The sequence below is a fragment of the Halorubrum vacuolatum genome, assembly GCF_900188065.1.
Lineage (GTDB): Archaea > Halobacteriota > Halobacteria > Halobacteriales > Haloferacaceae > Halorubrum > Halorubrum vacuolatum.
The window spans coordinates 1-18015 of record NZ_FZNQ01000003.1 but is presented as its reverse complement, the minus strand read 5'-3'; the positions used below and the strand labels follow the sequence as shown (position 1 = coordinate 18015).

Here is an 18015-nt window from a genome sequence, read left to right as displayed (position 1 = left end):
CGACAGTTCGATGACGAAGGTTCATTATCCGTGTTGAAACTAACCCCCAACGAGTGAAGTATTGGTTATCCAAGTTGTTTATTCAGTGACTACTGTTAAGTGTGGTCTACTGTCAGTGTGAGATACAATGGCGACAGCCGAAACCATCGAGGATACGTTGGATACCGCCGCAGAGGACCACAGTAACGACGTCGAGGAGGCAGCGCACGCGCTTATCGAACTCCAAGAGGCATCCGAGGATGTCGCGGTCCGTACCGAGGAGATCGCGGCGCTCGCCCGTGAACAGTCCGACGGGATGGGACAGGTGCGGAGCGAAGTCTCCGACATGAGCGCTGCCGTGGAGGAAGTGGCGTCATCGGCCGAAGAGGTCGCAAGCGAGGGACAGGAGGTCATGCAGCTCGCGAAGGAGGGCCGCGAGGCGGCCCGTGACACTCGAACGGCGATGTCGCGGATCGACGAGTCCTCGGACGAAGTGAGTACACGGGTTCACCGGATCGAAGAGCGCGTCACGGAGATCGACGAGATGGTTGCGGTGATCAACGACATCGCCGACCAGACGAACCTGCTGGCGCTCAACGCCTCGATCGAGGCCGCGCGTGCGGGCGATGCGGGCGAAGGCTTCGCGGTCGTCGCGGAGGAGATCAAGTCGCTCGCCGAACGCTCACAGCGGCGTGTGACCGATATCGAGAATCTCGTTGACGGGATCCAAGACGACACGAACCGTGCGGTCGAGGGGCTTGAGGAGAACGAAACATCAGTCAACGACGGTATCGAGGAGGTCCAATCGACGCTCTCGCGGTTCGAGGGCATCAGCGATTCGATCGAGGAACTCAACATCGGCATCGAGGAGGTCGCACACGCGACCGACGAACAGGCTGCAAGCACCGAGGAGGTCGCTGCAATGGTCGATCAGACCGCCTCGAACGCCGAGGAGATCAGCGACGAAACCGACGCCATCAGCGCCGCGGTGGAGGAACAAGCCGCGATGATAGGCGAGGTCAACGAGGGTTTTCAGGAGCTGCTCGACGGGGCCGACGACTGAGCGGCTATGGTGGTGTAGCGCGTGCTCGGAACGGTTTTTCGCCACGAAAGCACGATGTGACGGAGCGACCGAAGAGGGTTCAGTCGTCGCTTCGTCGCTCTTCGAGAAAGGTTCTCAGCCCATCGAGATCGGTGCCGTTCTCACGGACGGTTCGGATCTCCTGTTCAATGCGCTCGGAAAGGAGATCGCTCCCCTCGAGTTCATCCAGTAGCTTCCCCGCCTCCTCCTCGGACGGCGACATGATACTAAAACGGCGTTCGACAATATGTAAATAGATCGTCCTGTTTTTCGAGGATCGATCGGGGCCTTCAACGCTGAAGGGGGACAGCGCGTGCCCACGGCGCGTGACGCCTCGGACCGTTTTGATGCGTGAGCGTATCACACCCGTACCGGCTTTTAAGCCGCTGGAGAACGTATGTATAGACGCTATGAGCACCCAGAAACAGGTCCGACAACAGGCCGGCACCGTCGAGGAGAACGGGCTTCGATTGGAGACGGAGAAGGCCGAACAGGTGATCGACGCGTTGAACGCCGACCTCGCGAACGCGTACGCGCTCTATCACCAGCTACACAAGCATCACTGGAACGTCGAGGGCGCGGAGTTCCTCGATATCCACGTCTTCCTTCAGGAGGTCTATGAGGACGTCGAAGCGGCCGCCGACGAGCTCGCGGAGCGGCTCCAGGCGCTCGGCGGCGTTCCCCACGCGAGCATGACGACGCTCGCCGAGAACGCGACCGTCGAAGTCGAGGACGAGGACGTTTACGACATTCGGACGTCGCTCGCGAACGACATCGAAATGATGGGCGACATCATCGAGAGCTACCGCGAACACATCGAACTCGCGGAGGGGCTCGGCGACTACGCGACGAGCGAGATCCTACGTGAGCAGATCGTGACGCTCGAAGAGCACACCCACCACCTCGAACACTACCTCGAGGACGACACCCTCGTGCTCGACTCGGCGACGCACTGAGCCCGACGCTCCCGCATCTCTGACCTGCACCCTTTTATTCGATCCTGACCCGCCAGCGGCGTCGCTTCCCCTCCGCATGGTCGAAGTCGCCGTCGAGCGGACCCGAAGGTCGAACGGACCACACGCAGTGGAATGCCGCGGCGTTCGGCGGCCGGGCCGTGCTCGTCCTCATTTTATATACGAAAAAGTTCATGGACATACCGGCTCGTCGGTGACGGTATATAAAAGAGCGTGACCGGATACCGGTGCGATGACATCCACGTTTGTTTATTTTTTCTAAAATATTGTGTGAACGAACGCTTATATACTGAACGGAGGCAACCCCGTTCATCGGAGAGGATCGACGTGACGGAGGGACCGACGTTGCGGATCGGAGAGGACACGACGGAGCGAAACGGACGGGTGCCGGCGCCGGTGCCGCCGGACGATCCGGAAGCGTGGTACGCACCCGACGTCCGGGCGCAGTACGCACCCGCACCCGGGGTGGTGGCGACGATACGCGAATACGACGAGGGACGGTTCGAATACGACGTGCGCGAACCGCCGCTCTCGCCCGCCGACGAACGGGCATTGGAGACGGTACGGGACCACTTCTCGGCCGTTCGGCATCGCCGTCCGCTGACGCGCGCCGGGGTGATAGAGCGGGCGGAAGCCGGATTCGAGCCGAAATACGAACGGGTCCTCGACGGGATCCTCGAGGTGAGCGAGGCCGCCAGACGCCGGATAGATTACCATGCACTGAGCGAACTCCGGCTGCTCGGGCCGTTGACGCCCGTCGCGCTCGACGACCGGATAGAGGTCGCGGACGTCGGCGACGCTGAGGAACTCGTCGTTCACACGGAATCGTTCGCACCCGTCGAAACCGGGTTTGACCCCGAGACGCCATACGTCGAGCGGATAACTGGCGAGCGGCTCCATCGGTACACCGTGCCGTTCGGTGGGTTCGACGTCGAGGTCGTCATCCACCGCGAACGGCTGTTGGGTTCCGATCAGTTCTCGCTCAAGTACGCCGTTCTCGAACCTGACCTCCTTCCGGGCGATGAAACGCTCATCGAGGAGTGTAAAGAACGGATCTGGGAGACGACGGTGGAGGATGTCATCACCGATCGGGAGACGTTCGTCACCGAACGGGCTCGGCGGTTCCTCTCGCGACAGCTCACGGCACGGAACACCCGAGCGTGGCTCGATGCGACCTACGTCCGTACCCGGACGGTGCTCGCCGACCACGGGCTCGGCGTCCCTCCCGTCGACTCACGGTATGCACGCGACCGGCTCGATGACCTCGTGTACTACGTCCTCCGCGACCTCGTCGGCGAGGGGATCCTCACGGTCCCGATCCGTGACCCGAACCTCGAGGACATCGAAGCCAACCGCGTCGGCGAACGGGTGAAAGTCGTTCCCCGTGACCTGATCGGGACGACCGAGGAGGGGGTCGTGGGACGGATGCCGACGAACCTCACGTTCGCGAACGAAACCGCCTTCATCAACGTGGTCACGCAGCTCGCCGCACGTGACGGCACCGAACTCAACGCCTCGCGTCCCTCCGCGAAGGTCAACCTCGATCTCGAGGGGGTAAAAGAGACGATCCGCTGTGCGGTCGCGCTTCCGGTCATCTCCGAGGATGGCCCCCACGTCTCGATCCGCAAACAGGCGAGCGACGTCATGACGCCCGTCGACCTCATCGAGCGTGAGGCGATATCGACGGAGCTGGTGACGCTGTTGTGGATGCTGTATGAACACCACGGCGTCGTGTTGTTCTCCGGGCCGACCGGCGTGGGCAAGACGACGCTGATGAACGCCCATATCTAGATACTACTAGTAGATTGGTTCCTTCACGGCTCTATTAAAATATAAGTTATATATGCATGCCTCATGCGGCACACATTGGGTTCACTTTCCGGGAGGGAAGATTATCGGAAATTAGGGTGGGAATGGCTGGTGAATGCAGTAGACAGGTACAACGCAAATTCGTCTCACCGGTTCCTTGTGAAGACTTTTTCACCACCGCCTACAGGGAAAATACAATAAGGCTAGGTATCTATGACCCGTTATCGGCTATGAGCGAGCGAACAACCGCAAAATCGAAAACTGTGGAGTATGAAACATCTGTCTGTGTTCATTGTAGCGATGAGGTCTTCATTGATAACGACATAGATAATATAGATAATCTTCCGCGGGGAACACCTGTTTTTGTTGGCGGCGGCAATCACATTAGCGTTGATCAAACCTCACCAGTAGCTCATGCAAGAAACTACCGCACGCCGAAAGTAATCGTGAAGTGGTTCTTGGGCAAAAAAAAGAGCCCATTAGAACAACAGTATCTATGCAAATCATGTGCCAAAGCCGTATACAATTTCCCTGAGTGATCCATGCCTAAAGAGACTGCAATCACTGAGGAGATATCGTATTCAACTAGTTACTGTGATGTTTGTGGTGAGGAAGTTGCCATGGATGATGTCCCTGAAGATGTGATTGAACCTCAAGGGTACGCAGTTCTTCTGGGCGAAGGAACAGTCAGTCGTGAGTTTGCAGATGCAGGTAACTGGGATCAAGAGATTCAATTCGAACTTGAGGAAAGCGAGACGCGTCTTCCCGACGTATCGGCGTATCTTGTTTGCGAGGATTGTGTAGAAGTAGTACATGGGATCTCACCAGAATCTCCCCCATACACGGGAAAATTACCACCAGAACTTACGAGTAAGCTTCGACAAAAAGAGGGTAGTACAGAAATTCCGAGCTGGCTTATCTATCTGGTGGTAATTGCTGTGTTTCTGTTCATATTATTTATTATTTTTTAGATTTGATCCAGAATATCTGATTTCTTTTCCTCTAATTCCTGTTCAGTAATTACTCCCTCGTCTTTTAAATCACGTAGTCGTTCGAGTTTATCAAGTGGATCATCACTTGTACCTCCGCTGTTGCTACCGGACTGATTAGCTTGTGACACCTTGGTTCGTATGAAATTACTCATGTTCTCAGCAGCATCATCCGCGAGACCCCCAATTCCAATGCCATATACTTTTGATGATGTCTCCACGCGTAGCCTTTTGTTTACTAGACCGGAACTCAAATCAACCGAAGAGATATTGTCATACCAAATACTCTGCGACTCAAGCCCAAATAGGCCCCTTTTCTTTTTGATCACAATACGTTTATCAGTTACAGCGGTTCGTTGAGCTGAAACATCACCTATACTTTCGCCATCAATCTCGAATCCCTCTCCGGCACTCACGGCTAAGAAATGTACCTTCTCTCCGGGGTCCAAGTATTCGTCTATTTTTTTTACTTCGCTCTTACTTACGAATTCGTTCTGTGGTTGGCAATCTAGGTCAGCGTTTTCCAACGGGGCGTCATCGTTGTTATCGAAAAGTCCCATAAAAAAACCATGTCATACGCCCACTTATAATTTATGTGACGTTTTACACTATTCTGTGCCATCTAATTAGTCAAATTTAAATAACGAACGGTTTGTGGGTTGAGTCATTAACGCTATCGACAGAAGCTATCAAGTAGGCGTCGGATCTGTATATATTGAATGTTGGGAGCGAAAGCGGTGACCCGCAGCACAGATACCTTACTCTGCGAAGTCAGCTGCCTCAAGCGTTGAAGCGTCGACCTCTCCGGCAAGATACTTTACTTCCTTCCTTATCTGGTTCATAATATCCACGCTTTATCCGGAGGAACAAATCCGTGCTTGACGAGCGTGGTCGATCAAGAGTCATGTTCCGCGGCGTCGTCCGCATTCTCTTGATCTCGCTCACGGAGTGGCATTGAGAGCCGATCTAATCGCTTTTGTGCGGCCTCTCGACGTTTCTGGGTTTTCGCCTGCTCGTGTTGTATCGACGTCACCGTCCCGTCGACGAGTGTAACGGTCAGGACGGCTCCATCACGCTGTGCGTTCGCCGGGAGCCTCTCTACCGGCAGGTCGAGTTGCGTATCGTGCTCGTCGACCTCCTCGAGTAGGAGCACAGCGGTTTCGCCGTCAACGATGCGGTCGACGACCGCGGTATAGGTGCTCATCCGGTGCTCGCCTCCTGCTGTGGCGTGTAGTCAGTAGAGTGTCCGAGTAGTGCGTTCCCGATTGCTGGCTGCTCGATCGACTGCTGGTCGTCGTCGCTTGGCTTTTCTGCCCGGAGGTCGGCGGCGTCCGTGGAGAACGCCTCTGTGCTCGCGATGTCGATAGAGCCCGTACCGTTGGCAGTCACCACAACGTCGCCGTGAACGCCTGTCCAGTAGGTCTCGACCTCGCGGTCGGCGAACGAATCGAGCACCTCGTCGTGTGGATGCCCATACTGTGACTCGTACGCACTCGAGATGATCACCATCTCCGGCGTCACGACGTCAAGGAACGCCGGCGTTGACGACGTGCGCGAGCCGTGATGGCCTGCCTGATACATATCGGCGTCAAGTTCGCCAGTCCACTCGTCGACCATCCGTTCTTCGGCGTCGCGCTCGGCGTCGCCGGTCGTCAGATAGGTGAACTCGCCAAACTCGAACACGAGCGAGACGCTGTTGTAGTGTAAATTGCTCCCGGAGTCACCAGCTGGTGGATTCACGACGAGCGCGTTGAGATCGCCATCGATCGGCAATTCGTCGCCTTCCTCGACGGTAAAAAGATCGACGTCGTATTCCTCTACCGCATCGAGATATCGCTCGTAAGTCCGAGTGGTATGCGGCACCCCGGAGTCATAGGCAGCGCCAATGCCGTCGCCCTCAGTCTCCGCCCACTCGATCACAGCGTCGTGCCCGCCAATGTGGTCGGCGTGTGCATGCGTCGCGACGAGGTGGTCGATCCGGTCAATTTTTTGATCTTCGAGATATTCGATGACGCCTGCTCCCCGCTGACGGAAGTCACCGGTATCGATCAGGATGGTCTCGCCCGTGGGCGTGATGAGCAGCGTCGCATCGGCTTGCCCGACATCGATGTGGTGGATCTCGAGGTCGCCATCGGCCGTGGCTGGTGTCTCACGCTCGTCTGTTTGATCGTCGGTGTCGCTGTCATCTCCAGTGTCGTCATCAGAATCCGCAACGTCGTCGTGATCGGCTTGGTCATCAACGAGAACGTCGTCAGTTGAGACTCCGTCATCACCGGGGAGGCCAGCACACCCCGCAAGGAGTAGCATGATGACAACACAGCAGAACACAAATGGCCGTCTCATAACTTCCAATCTCCGTCTGTCATGTTGAACGTTCGGACCAGACATTCACTCGTGACCGCTCACTTCTTCGTACTCACACTACTCGTTTGCTTGGACGCATTTGTACAGCCACTCACCCGTGCCTGAAGCACTCAATACGCATCTCTCATCGACCGGTTGATTCAGATGAGAATCTGTCTAAAGAATAGGGTTTCAACAGCGCCTTCCCTCAGAGATATGGGACCGATCTTGAGGGGTGATCCGGATGCAACTCAACTCATTTGATCCCTGCTTTCTCAAGCGCATCAGGCCACGAACCGAAGCGCACGCGATACGTGTTTGGCGCATGCGTCCCGTATGTGAACATATCTATTTGCCTTGGAATGCGATCAATTTCCTCAGCGAGATCACGTAGGTCTGCAAGGAGTTCTTCGTCGGGAATTCGCGATACGCGTGGGATATCCGCCGGATCGAACCCAGCCTGCGTAATCGCTTCGTCCCATGATCCGAACCGGTTCCGGTACGTAACGTCACTGTACTCACCGTGTTCGATCATATCGAGAGTTTTCGGTACACGATCAAGCTTATTATGAAGTCGCTGGATCTCTGCGAGCAACTCTTTCTCAGGAATCCAGCCCGTTTTACGGGGAATTTGATCCGTTTTGAAGCCGGCTTTCGAAATCGACGCTTCCCATCCGCCGAAACGCTTGTAGTACACACCGTACGAATAAGCACCGTATTCTTCCATTTCGACGACTTTTGGGACGTGCCCGAGTTCGTCATGGAGGCGCTGGATCTCTGCGAGCAACTCTTCATCCAAAATCCGGTTCATCGATGAGGTGGTTCGATCCGTTCGGTTCCGAGATTGTTGTTCGCTGCTCATTCAACTGGATGTGGTCACCGTATGACCGATGTACATTTCGATTAGTTTCTTTTTTGTATTCTGATAGGTACAACTCAACGATGAATACTGAGTTTAATGTTCCGTATTCTAGAGGTGTCAACCTTAGAGTACAGCAATTTAACGGTAATATAGACCAGATGTGTCCATGCCTCCTGAAGCATAGACGGGCGTCACGATTTTAGACGAGACAGCTGTCAAACTGACCGAATTTGTGGTTAACCAAGATCTGGAAAGCATTGCTGAAGCGATCGACCATGCAGCTGATGCTGCACGAGACCCAGAAACACTCGCAGAGGCTGAATTAGCACGTCTTCTCCATCGAAAAATCGCAGACTGAGCGTGGTTACAATAATTTTACTGTGATTCTCTCTACTAAGATTGACACCCTTCAGGTCCGCATGAATGAGAATAATGCTTTCTTAGGCAGACGTCGTTCGAGCAAGACATAGTCGACCAGCGAGTGTGATTGAGACGTGCTTGGTTCTATCTTGCCTTGTTGAACGCAAGACAGCGTCGGGGTGGGGTAGATTATTCACACTTTCACGGTGCCAGAACCCTGTTCTCGGATTCAGAAGTTGCAGTAGCTGTCGCTAGCAGTGTTCATCAAAGGGTCAGAACTATGGCATCTTGGTTCGTTGTTCCGGTGACGACGGCGATGCCTCTCCCGGATACGTCCGGAGAAGGGGAGCAGGCGGCGAGCCCTTAACTCGCCGCCTGCGTTAGGTTATGGATGATGCACTTCCGTATCAGCTCCCGGAACTGGCCGTGCCAGCTCCGGGAGCGTAGCTTCTCGCCGTCGTCTTCCTTCAATTGCGAGAAGCCCGTTTCACTCATCCACCGCTGGTTGTAATCCTCGTTCATCCGGGCGTTATGAGCCTTCTGTAGCGGGGTCTGCTCTCTGTGTTTGATCAACGGTCGCGTCGAGTTGGAGCGACACTCCTCGCGGAGGTCGCTCCATGAGTAATTCGCGTCGGCAGACAGGACCCGCAGGTCTTCCGCGTTCCGGCGGAAGACCTGCATCCCAATATGGCCGTCCCACGCCTTCTGCGTCGTAAAATGAACGTCCTTGATCGCTAGTGAGTTCACATCGATCAAGATCGTGGTCTTCATCGACTGGAGCGAGTAGTTCGCGCGATCACGGTAGTGGTAACTGGTCTGATCGCGTTGGAAACCACTGGCGTCGATTGCGGCTTCACCACTCCAGCCCGCCTGCTCCGCGCTTCGGCGGAGCAGGCGGCGGAGTTCACGCATTCGATACTCGTTTTCCCACCTGCAGAATGAGCTGTAATGCGGTGCCTCGTCGAGGTCAAATACGGCAAGGACACCGGGCATCTCGTTGAGGTAATCTTCCGTCTCTCGGAGGCTCTTTTCCAATTCGACACGGAACAGAATCAACGCGATCTGGGTCCATTGGGCATACCCGTCCGCGCCATCCGGCGCGGCGGGTACATCTGGATCGTCAACATGCTGTTTGGCAAGGTTTCGACACATCCATGCAAGCCGTCTGAGCGATGCCATATCGCCAGACGGCGTCCATTTCCCACTTAATCTGACGGAATATCGGAGATGAGGTGGCTGAGACTGTCGTCAATTGGCGGCAAAACAAGGCATCTTTATTACAAACCCGGACAAGGAGCACCTAAACACACCCTCAAAGCGACTTTCTGAAATCAACAACGTGCTACACAAGAGTAGGTCAAAGACTTACTGTTCGGAGGAGGATCTAAGAGATGTACGACGGAAACTCACAATACAATTCGAAAACGATCAGCAATTAAAAGCTAAGGCTGATACTGGAATTTTTGAGTGCCGTTCACCAAGAAGGGGATGAAATCACATCGGCTTTGATATCCCTGCACGTAGATATAATTTTTTTGGTATTTTGATCGACATTTTTACCTCTTATTCCACCTAAAATCACCTCTGAGTCAATAATCACAGTTCCATCCTCTATTTCGACATTTGATTCAGAAATTACTGCATCAGCATTTGTAGGTAGAACCTCTCCCCATGACACTCTTATTGTACAACCTTTGGAAAGGTACTCCGTATTGGATGTTTCTTGCTCTAATTCTTGTAGATATAATTTAACCGAACTATTTGATGAACTCAAAATGTCTTCAGCTCTCACAGCGAACCCGTCTACCATGGATCGATCTCTCTCCCGAATATTGACGAGTTTGTGTTCGCTTTCATCCTGAGGAAAAGTATCGGGTAACTGTGAATCAAAATACACCACCCCGTGAACTACCTCTGATGATCTCGATGGGTCAACGATTGGAAATGCTAGATATGAACGTTTGTAGGCGTGTTCTTTCGCCTCTTTACGATCAAAATTTTGACCTTCCGTGAGCTTGTCAATGCAATCTTCCCGACTATAACAATTATAGACAACTGGTTCTCGCGTTCTGTAAGCCTCCCCAATTACACCTTTATCAAGGTCAAATAGCCTCCCCCCTCCACCCCTTTGTTCATTCCCATTACATATAATGTCAGTATCCATAATGAATTTCTTTTCTCGAATATGTCGTGGAAGGACACGATGGTAAGTGAAACGTACATGAGACCCTTCAGGGTACTCAAGTACTCGGTTGAGTGCCAAAAGTCGTGCTTCGATTCTTTGCGATAACCAGTTTCTGCTGCGGGATCTGTAACCAATAAAATCTGCCACCGCGGATATGAAAAGTATAAATAAAATTGGATATGCATATCTAGTAGTTATATTTGTACCAAATACAACAGTGAGCGAAGCCAATCCAAAGAATTGGATTAAGTCAACTATTCTCTTTGCATTATGAGATCCAATATATTCAACGAGTGTTGGTCCATTTTGAGCCATAATTTATACTTTGCTAATAATCATAGAGATATTTAATCCCATATTATGGATTACGAAAGCTCCGTAAAATACGATCATACATCGGTACTGAGGAACATAAGTCGTCGGACTCCATTCCTTCAGAATATCGGTGATAGTTATATAACTCCCGTTTTGATAACTTGTTGGCAAAGAATTGCCTAAGGAACATTTTGCATCTTAATTCCCCTGACTCTTCAATTCCAGCACCATATGTACGGTTCCCATCTAACCTTCCAAATAGATAGTAACCTGTATTCAGTTTATCCCAAGCAGTCATGAGGCTATTGTAAGAGTTCCATATAGTACTGTCGACACTATCTAATATGTCATCCTCAGCAAATATAAGATGAAAATGTGGATGTACGATACAGCCCGTCTCTTCGTCAATTTTTGTGGACCCGTGTTCAAAATAGAGGGTATTCTTTTGTTCATCAAAATACTCTTGTAATGAGTCGGATAGTAGTGTAGACGTTCTTACTAAATCTTCTTTTTGATGTCTACTGAGTCTAGCAATACTTAGTTCGTGTTGATATGGTACCAAAAGAATATGCCCTTTGGTCAGGGGTGCAGGATCAGGCCACGCAACCCAATACCGTGAATAGTATGGTGGATCATATTTATTTTCAATATGTGGATTAGTTTGGTATAACTCTTCAATTCCTGACACTATACCACAAAATTCACATTTCTCTGTACTCATAATTCAAGCCTTTTTTGTGGTCTGTTGGTATTTATTCAGCAATTCTTCTGTTTTTGAAGAAAAACTTGTAGATCCTGTGAAAATCTCTTTTCCACCTGTCGGGAGAGTGGTGCGAGCCCCCTCATCAGTGATATACTCTAGACCTCTAGACTTCTCAATAACTCTACCAATCTTAGTTGCTTTTCCAACATTGTTCACTGGATCCTTGATTTCATTCCAATCGTCAGGCGACATAGTTACCACACTTTGCCAATCGCCTCCTAAAGTGAATGCGAAAGCTGATGGATGATACTCAGTATATTGATTAATTATTTTCACAACTTGATCGTCCATTGGTATCTTGCTTTCTTTAATCCTAAGACCAACATCACTTTTATCAGCTAATTTTTTCAAATCCATTCCCAATCCGTCCGTGATATCAAGCCCTCCATTACCAATATTGTTTTTTGTCATATATATAGATTCCTCGTATGGCGCTTCTGGCATCTTGGTTTTTTCGTAAAGATACTCCTCATCTTTTTTTGATATGCTGTCATATTTATCAATAAAAAAGGTGGCAGCATTTATTGTCCCAATATTTCTTGTTACAATAATCACGTCACCAACCTCTGCGCCTGCTCTCGTACGGATCTGCTCTTTATTTGAGACTGTACCTTGAATCATAGCAGCCAAACGCGTACCTTCTGTTTCTTTTAAGTCACCACCTAACCATGATATATTATAGTGATTTGTAATTTCAGAAAATCCTTTGACAAATTCTTTGTACTTGTCATAACTATAAGAGCTAGGGAATTCAAAAAGTGTGTGTATTCCTTGGGGTATAGCGCCACTTGATAGTATGTCGCTCAAATTGGCTTGGACTAGATAGTTTGCAACACCTTTCGGATTCCGTTTCCCATATTTTGAAGTTAATGGCTTTGAACTTATTGCGTCACAACTTTGGATTAGGTATGTGCCATCTATTTTCACGACAGAACAATCGTCCTCACCCATCGGCACCACAACATCCTCTCCAGAATGTGCAATCTCTGACATATACTCGTGCATACCATATTCCCCAACATCGTTTAACACCCTCATATAAAGACATTAGTTTCCGGGGAGAAATAATTTATCACCAGTTCTCATAGGCCGTACTCGGGCCCACTGCGGGTATCCATCGGTTCTCGACCCTGACCGGTCGAGAATCGGCTCTACCGACTCCATCATTAACTCCTATCACGGCGTCCATTACATGGATGAAGGCGAACTCTGCTCGATGGCACCTAGAGAGCACCACCACTTACCATCGCTACTGTACGGCGTACGTCGTCTCCAACGGCACGTCCGTGACGATGGCTATAACATACGTTCGTACCGACGCGGTCGATTGCAGCCTCGACCGCGTCGAGAACTATTCATTCGAGGTCGAAATGCTGCTTGCGGACAGCGGATTCTACAACGAACGTGTCGTCCGCTCCTCCGGTGAAATTGTCGCAACGGTCCTCCACGTTCCGAAAATGCCTTGTTGAACGCAAGACAGCGCCGGGGTGGGGTAGATTATTCACACTTTCACGGTGTCAGAACCCTGTTCTCGGATTCAGAAGTTGCAGTAGCTGTCGCCAGCAGTGTTCATCAAAGGGTCAGAACTATGGTATCTTGGTTCGTTGTTCCGGTGACGACGGCGATTCCTCTCCCGGATACGTCCGGAGAAGGAGAGCAGGCAGCGAGCCCTAACTCGCCGCCTGCGTTAGGTTATGGATGATGCACTTCCGTGTCAGCTCCCGGAACTGGCCGTGCCAGCTCCGGGAGCGCAGCTTCTCGCCGTCGTCTTCCTTCAACTGCGAGAAGCCCGTTTCACTCATCCACCGCTGGTTGTAATCCTCGGTCATCCGGGCGTTGTGAGCCTTCTGTAGCGGTGTCTGCTCTCTGTGTTTGATCAACGGTCGCGTCGAGTTGGAGCGACACTCCTCGCGGAGGTCGCTCCATGAGTAATTCGCGTCGGCAGACAAAACCCGCAGGTCTTCCGCGTTCCGGCGGAAGACCTGCATCCCAATATGTCCGTCCCACGCCTTCTGCGTCGTGAAATGGACGTCTCTGATCGCCAGTGAGTTCACATCGATCAGGATCGTGGTCTTCATCGACTGGAGCGAGCAGTTCGCGCGATCACGGTAGTGGTAGCTGGTCTGATCGCGTTGGAAGCCACTGGCGTCGATTGCGGCTTCACCACTCCAGCCCGCCTGCTCCGCAGAATAATGGCTCAGAGAAGGTTTGAAAACTAATTCGATTGTTAGATATGACGGACTAAGAGAAGCGTGCACTAGGTGCACGGCGATCTGAGGCCGTCTCTATGAGATAGTAGTATTTTTGATACAACTTTCGGATAAAAAGTTGGGTGTCGAAGACAAGCAGTAAAAGCTCTCTAAGGGACGTTTTGTCCACCACCATATAAACCACGTTCTGCGTTGAGACTCCGCTTGAAATGTCGCCGTAGAGGGCTCCTAAACTGCGAATTCTGAGCTAACTTTCAGATCGCGTCGCGCTCATTAAGCGCGGAGCAGGCGGCGGAGTTCACGCATTCGATACTCGTTTTCCCACCGGCAGAATGAGCTGTAGTGAGGTGCCTCATCGAGGTCAAATACGGCAAGGACACCGGGCATCTCATTGAGGTAATCTTCCGTCTCCCGGAGGCTCTTTTCCAATTCGACACGGAACAGAATCAACGCGATCTGGGTCCATTGGGCGTACCCGTCCGCGCCATCCGGCGCGGCGGGTACATCTGGATCGTCAACATGCTGTTTGGCAAGGTTTCGACACATCCATGCAAGCCGTCTGAGCGATGCCATATCGCCAGACGGCGTCCATTTCCCACTTAATCTGACGGAATATCGGAGATGAGGTGGCTGAGACTGTCGTCAATTGGCGGCAAAACAAGGCATCCGAAAAGGTGAGCCGCTGAAGGAGAAACTCGACGTGCATAAGTCCTACATGACGACCTATCGCATGTACAAAGACCGCGAACGGGAATTCCGCTTCCCGCTCGCTGTCGTCGTCTCTTACCAGAATGGTGGCCGAAAAAAGCACGGTGAGATGGTTCGTGGATACGTGACTTGTGGTGTTTCTGATCGGTCACCGAAGCAAGTCGTACGGCTCTACTGGAAGCGCTCAGGCATTGAAACGACCTATCACTGCTCCGGGAAGCACGAGGGATCACGACGACACGTGAACCCGTCGTGCGGTTTACAATCATGCTGGTTGTGGCACTATTAGAGAACCTCTGGCTCGTGTTGAGATGGGCGGTCGCCGCCCGCCCACAATGGGGCGGGCGCGACCTGCCCGAGGAGCTCACGTTCAACAAGTTGCGACTGGACTCGGAAGGAACTGGAGGGAGAGCTTGAGCGGCGCTGGTACTTTGAGGCCAACGGTGTAGGGGTTCCTGAGACATACGAGTGGGCGACGACCGCAGGCTGACCGGGTTACCCCACGGCTTATCACTCTAAGCTGTCAGCGACAGCTCTGAGCTATACTAGCCCGAGATTGGCCGTTCTTGCTGCTGTGGATATACAGCTCGCTTTTACTACTGCGTTCTGATCGGTTGGCTCTGCTTTGTTGAATCCGATGACGGCGTGGGGATCACTGTTTGAGAGTTTGTTCGAGGTTGTAAACTGCGGCGGTCAACACGAGTTCGCGGAACTCGCGGTACCAAGCGCGAGGGAGGACAGCGGGGCCGAACCGACGCTTGATGGCCGAAAACGCAGTCTCGGCCATCCACCGCTGGCCGTATAATTTGCTGTCCAACCGGGCGTTGTGTGCGTGATCGTAGTGCGCGAACAGCCGGTGGCGCAGCAAGGGTCGGACGCCCTCTGACTGGAGGGCGTCCCGGAGAGATTGGTCGTCATAGCCTTTGTCGCCGGCTATACTTTCTATTTTCTAGGTGTTGCGAAGGGCGACTTGACGGCCAGTCTGGGTGTCGTGAGGCCAGTGTGCCGAGCAGTGGATGTCGAGGACGGCACACGAGTCTGTATCGACCAGCGCCGTCGTTTTGAGCGTGCGTATGTGGCGATCCGAGCGGTGTTGGTAGTGTCTCGATGCCGCTTCGCGGTCGAAGAACGTGGTATTGATAGCTCCGTGCGACCCCGGATCGCACTGTTTCGCGGACTCCCGAAGGAATCCGCGCCACACGGACATGGGCACCCTCTCAAACGACCGGTACAGCGTTGAGGGTGCGGGAAATGCCGTTCGAGCGAGCTGTAATAGACCACGAACGCGATCCATCTCACTCGCCTAATCGACGATCTCGCGGTACGTCGCGTCCATGTGAACCCGCAAAAAGTGCAGCGTCACATGCTTCCACCCGGAAATCTGTTGCCAGTCGGATCACTCACCGCCGTTGGACTGGCAGCACAGCGCTTTTGAGCCAGCGACACCGCTTGCTTAACGAAGCGGAAGAGTAGTTTAGGCACATCCACTTCTTCCGCTTCGCTTCCTCCTTCAGAGCGATGCTATTTCGCCGCCTTCTGCGGATTCAACAGAACAGTTGGCGCAGTAATCAGCGATGTGTGATTCGTCCTTGTGAAGGTCCCGAGGTAATACATGGTGACCTCTGGAGTGGGAGCGCATGGTGCGGAAATACACCTATTCGGGCTCGCTGCCGCCGCCTGTCAGACAGAGGGCGGCGTCCCATGATACGGCTTCTTTGGCACGTAGACCAATCAAGAGCAAGCGTTCGGAGACGCTTGTGTATCATCAGGCTTTACCACCCATTCTTACTCCACACGCTGGGGACTTAGCAGGCTTCATTTCATCAAGAGCGAAATTGAGACGCTTCCCTATCGCCGTGCAGATATTTGTATATCTAGGTAATAACAGTCAATATGACCGTTGTTGCCGCTGTCGGCCTTCCGGGGAGCGGGAAAACCGAAGCAGCGGGCGTGGCCGAAGAGATGGGTCTAAGACGGATCTCGATGGGCGATGTCGTTCGACGAGAGATTGAGCGGCGAGGTCTGTCGGTGACTGAAGACAACTTAGCCAAGGTCTCGGCTGACCTCCGGGAAGAGCATGGTAGGGGTGCCGTCGCCCGACTCTGCCTTGATGATTTCAATATTGCAGCGAGCGACGGAGTGTTCATAGATGGCATCCGAAGTTGGGAGGAGGTACAACTGTTTGAGTCTGCGCTCGGCGACGAGTTCGTGACGATCCATATTGCGGCAGACTTCGAGACCAGATTCGAGCGAATCAGGTCACGGGGGCGGAGCGACGACATTAAATCACGAAGGGGACTCGCCGCCCGGGACCGCCGAGCATTTAATTATGGGCTGGAAGAGGCTCTGGAGCGGGCAGACATTGTGATCCGGAATGAAGATGACCTTGCGACTTTTCGCGAAACTATCCGCGAGACTCTCGGAGGCTACGCCGACTAGTGGTCCTCCACTGTCCACGATGGGAACCAAGAGCCTGCCTCCTCACGAGCGGCTGCGTGGGAGTCGGCAGCGTGAATAACGTTCAACATCGACTGGTCAGATACCTCTGCCTGAGATGAGGAGTCCTCTGAAAGGTCGCTGCGGATGGTGGCCCGGCGAACAAGCGGTGGGGTCGAACGCTTCACCAACGAGGGATCGTACTCAGTTAAACAGCGAACAAGAGCGTGGGTTATATCCTTGATATGCTGATGGAAGGGTGTCAACCTTAGCAGAGTGAATTACGGTAGGTCTACCGTAACCTCGCTTAGTCTGCGAGTTTTCGATGGAGAAGACGTGCTAATTCGGCCTCTGAGAGTGTTTCTGGATCTCGTGCAACATCACCTGCATAGTCGATTGCTTCAGCGATGCTTTCCAGATCCTGACCAACCACAATTTCGGTGAGTTTGGCAGCTGTCTCGTCTGAAATCGTGACGCTCGTATATCCTTCAGGAGGCATGGATATACGTCTAGTCCATATTACGGTAAAATTACTGTATTCTAAGGTTGACACCCCCGAGCATGGCGTCAATAAAACCAATATTGCCGGTGTCTTTCTGACTAAAGAGCTTTTCGGGACCGATATGTTCTTGCGATAATCTGCATTGCTCCGGGTGATTGCTACTCTCTATTGGATGCTCCAAGAGGCAAATCATCGAAGAAACGGCTCTGATTGTCGGAAGCAACGAACCGCCTGTGCTGCATGTTGGCTCTATATACAGCACGATGCGAGAGACCTATCACCAATTGAGGATTTGAACAGAGCCAATTGATTAATATTCTACGGGCCAAACCAGCGCATCAGACGGGGGAGACTGGCTGAAAAACTGATCCGGGTGGTAAGCCAACGTGCTGAACTCTATGTCCCATCCGTCTTTAGTTAAGCGAGAAACCGCGTGATAGCGGCGGCTTATCGAGGCATCTTTCGGAAGGAATGAGGAAGTCCTGTCTGTGTACAACAA

Annotated in this window: 17 protein-coding genes and 4 pseudogenes; 8 read left to right on the top strand and 13 right to left on the bottom strand. The window is 52.6% G+C overall.

Annotated features, from left to right (window positions below):
• Nucleotides 1-127 precede the first annotated feature (127 nt).
• A complete protein-coding gene (locus tag CHB65_RS04275) occupies nt 128-1042 on the top strand; it encodes a methyl-accepting chemotaxis protein (protein WP_089383828.1) in 915 nt (304 codons plus the stop codon).
• A gap of 79 nt (nt 1043-1121) precedes the next feature.
• Here CHB65_RS04275 and CHB65_RS17290 read toward each other — a convergent pair whose 3' ends face one another.
• Nucleotides 1122-1283: a hypothetical protein gene (locus CHB65_RS17290; protein ID WP_179213576.1), complete on the bottom strand. Its 162-nt coding sequence runs from the start codon at nt 1281-1283 to the stop codon at nt 1122-1124.
• 187 nt (nt 1284-1470) lie between these two features.
• Here CHB65_RS17290 and dpsA point away from each other — a divergent pair, with 187 nt between their 5' ends.
• The 4 genes and pseudogenes from dpsA to CHB65_RS16735 all read left to right on the top strand — a co-directional run bounded on the left by dpsA (nt 1471) and on the right by CHB65_RS16735 (nt 4814).
• Complete coding sequence (gene dpsA / locus CHB65_RS04270; protein WP_089383827.1) at nt 1471-2016, top strand: DNA starvation/stationary phase protection protein DpsA; 546 nt, start codon at nt 1471-1473, stop codon at nt 2014-2016.
• 345 nt (nt 2017-2361) lie between these two features.
• Nucleotides 2362-3819 (top strand): annotated as a pseudogene (locus tag CHB65_RS04265) (ATPase, T2SS/T4P/T4SS family); the annotation flags it as partial.
• A 62-nt stretch (nt 3820-3881) separates the two neighbouring features.
• Nucleotides 3882-4382 carry a hypothetical protein gene (locus CHB65_RS17600; RefSeq protein ID WP_218818914.1) on the top strand — a complete coding sequence of 167 codons (501 nt, stop codon included), beginning with the start codon at nt 3882-3884 and terminating at the stop codon, nt 4380-4382.
• Nucleotides 4383-4385: 3 nt separating this feature from the next.
• On the top strand, nt 4386-4814 hold the full coding sequence (locus tag CHB65_RS16735; RefSeq protein ID WP_143420342.1) for a hypothetical protein: 429 nt from the start codon (nt 4386-4388) through the stop codon (nt 4812-4814).
• On the opposite strand, the gene CHB65_RS04255 is transcribed toward CHB65_RS16735, so the two are convergent.
• The 8 genes from CHB65_RS04255 to CHB65_RS04225 form a co-directional block, all read right to left on the bottom strand.
• Complete coding sequence (locus CHB65_RS04255) at nt 4811-5392, bottom strand: PH domain-containing protein (RefSeq protein WP_089383824.1); 582 nt, start codon at nt 5390-5392, stop codon at nt 4811-4813. The genes CHB65_RS16735 and CHB65_RS04255 overlap by 4 nt on opposite strands.
• Before the next feature lie 335 nt (nt 5393-5727).
• Entirely contained in the window at nt 5728-6036 is a 309-nt protein-coding gene (locus CHB65_RS04250; RefSeq protein ID WP_089383823.1) for a DUF3006 domain-containing protein, read from the bottom strand.
• Nucleotides 6033-7175, bottom strand: coding sequence for a ComEC/Rec2 family competence protein (locus CHB65_RS04245; RefSeq protein WP_089383822.1), 1143 nt, complete (start codon nt 7173-7175; stop codon nt 6033-6035). The genes CHB65_RS04250 and CHB65_RS04245 overlap by 4 nt, the downstream gene beginning before the upstream one ends.
• Nucleotides 7176-7431: 256 nt before the next feature.
• Nucleotides 7432-8037: a homing endonuclease associated repeat-containing protein gene (locus tag CHB65_RS04240; RefSeq protein ID WP_143420341.1), complete on the bottom strand. Its 606-nt coding sequence runs from the start codon at nt 8035-8037 to the stop codon at nt 7432-7434.
• A 723-nt stretch (nt 8038-8760) separates the two neighbouring features.
• Nucleotides 8761-9576, bottom strand: coding sequence for an IS5 family transposase (locus tag CHB65_RS04235; protein WP_089383820.1), 816 nt, complete (start codon nt 9574-9576; stop codon nt 8761-8763).
• A 295-nt stretch (nt 9577-9871) separates the two neighbouring features.
• Complete coding sequence (locus tag CHB65_RS04230; protein WP_089383819.1) at nt 9872-10897, bottom strand: GAF domain-containing protein; 1026 nt, start codon at nt 10895-10897, stop codon at nt 9872-9874.
• A gap of 43 nt (nt 10898-10940) precedes the next feature.
• A complete protein-coding gene (locus tag CHB65_RS16730) occupies nt 10941-11618 on the bottom strand; it encodes an HIT family protein (protein WP_143420340.1) in 678 nt (225 codons plus the stop codon).
• 3 nt (nt 11619-11621) lie between these two features.
• Complete coding sequence (locus CHB65_RS04225) at nt 11622-12653, bottom strand: AIR synthase related protein (protein ID WP_179213575.1); 1032 nt, start codon at nt 12651-12653, stop codon at nt 11622-11624.
• A gap of 130 nt (nt 12654-12783) precedes the next feature.
• On the opposite strand from CHB65_RS04225, the pseudogene CHB65_RS04220 reads away from it, so the two are divergent.
• Nucleotides 12784-13117 (top strand): annotated as a pseudogene (locus tag CHB65_RS04220) (ISH3 family transposase); the annotation flags it as partial.
• Between the two features lie 213 nt (nt 13118-13330).
• Here the strand turns inward: CHB65_RS04220 and CHB65_RS04215 are convergent.
• Nucleotides 13331-13918, bottom strand: coding sequence for an IS5 family transposase (locus CHB65_RS04215; protein ID WP_281251550.1), 588 nt, complete (start codon nt 13916-13918; stop codon nt 13331-13333).
• A gap of 225 nt (nt 13919-14143) precedes the next feature.
• On the bottom strand, nt 14144-14443 hold the full coding sequence (locus CHB65_RS04210) for a hypothetical protein (RefSeq protein ID WP_394335406.1): 300 nt from the start codon (nt 14441-14443) through the stop codon (nt 14144-14146).
• Nucleotides 14444-14537: 94 nt separating this feature from the next.
• Here CHB65_RS04210 and CHB65_RS04205 point away from each other — a divergent pair.
• Nucleotides 14538-15068 (top strand): annotated as a pseudogene (locus tag CHB65_RS04205) (ISH3 family transposase); the annotation flags it as partial.
• A 162-nt stretch (nt 15069-15230) separates the two neighbouring features.
• On the opposite strand, the pseudogene CHB65_RS04200 reads toward CHB65_RS04205, so the two are convergent.
• Nucleotides 15231-16060, bottom strand: a pseudogene (locus tag CHB65_RS04200) (IS5 family transposase).
• 411 nt (nt 16061-16471) lie between these two features.
• On the opposite strand from CHB65_RS04200, the gene CHB65_RS04195 reads away from it, so the two are divergent.
• Nucleotides 16472-17017 (top strand): AAA family ATPase, encoded by a 546-nt coding sequence (locus CHB65_RS04195; protein WP_089383817.1) that lies wholly within the window; start codon nt 16472-16474, stop codon nt 17015-17017.
• Nucleotides 17018-17321: 304 nt separating this feature from the next.
• On the opposite strand, the gene CHB65_RS04190 is transcribed toward CHB65_RS04195, so the two are convergent.
• The gene (locus CHB65_RS04190) at nt 17322-17513 is read right to left on the bottom strand and encodes a hypothetical protein (RefSeq protein WP_089383816.1); all 192 of its coding nucleotides are present in this window, start codon (nt 17511-17513) and stop codon (nt 17322-17324) included.
• Between the last annotated feature and the right edge of the window lie 502 nt (nt 17514-18015).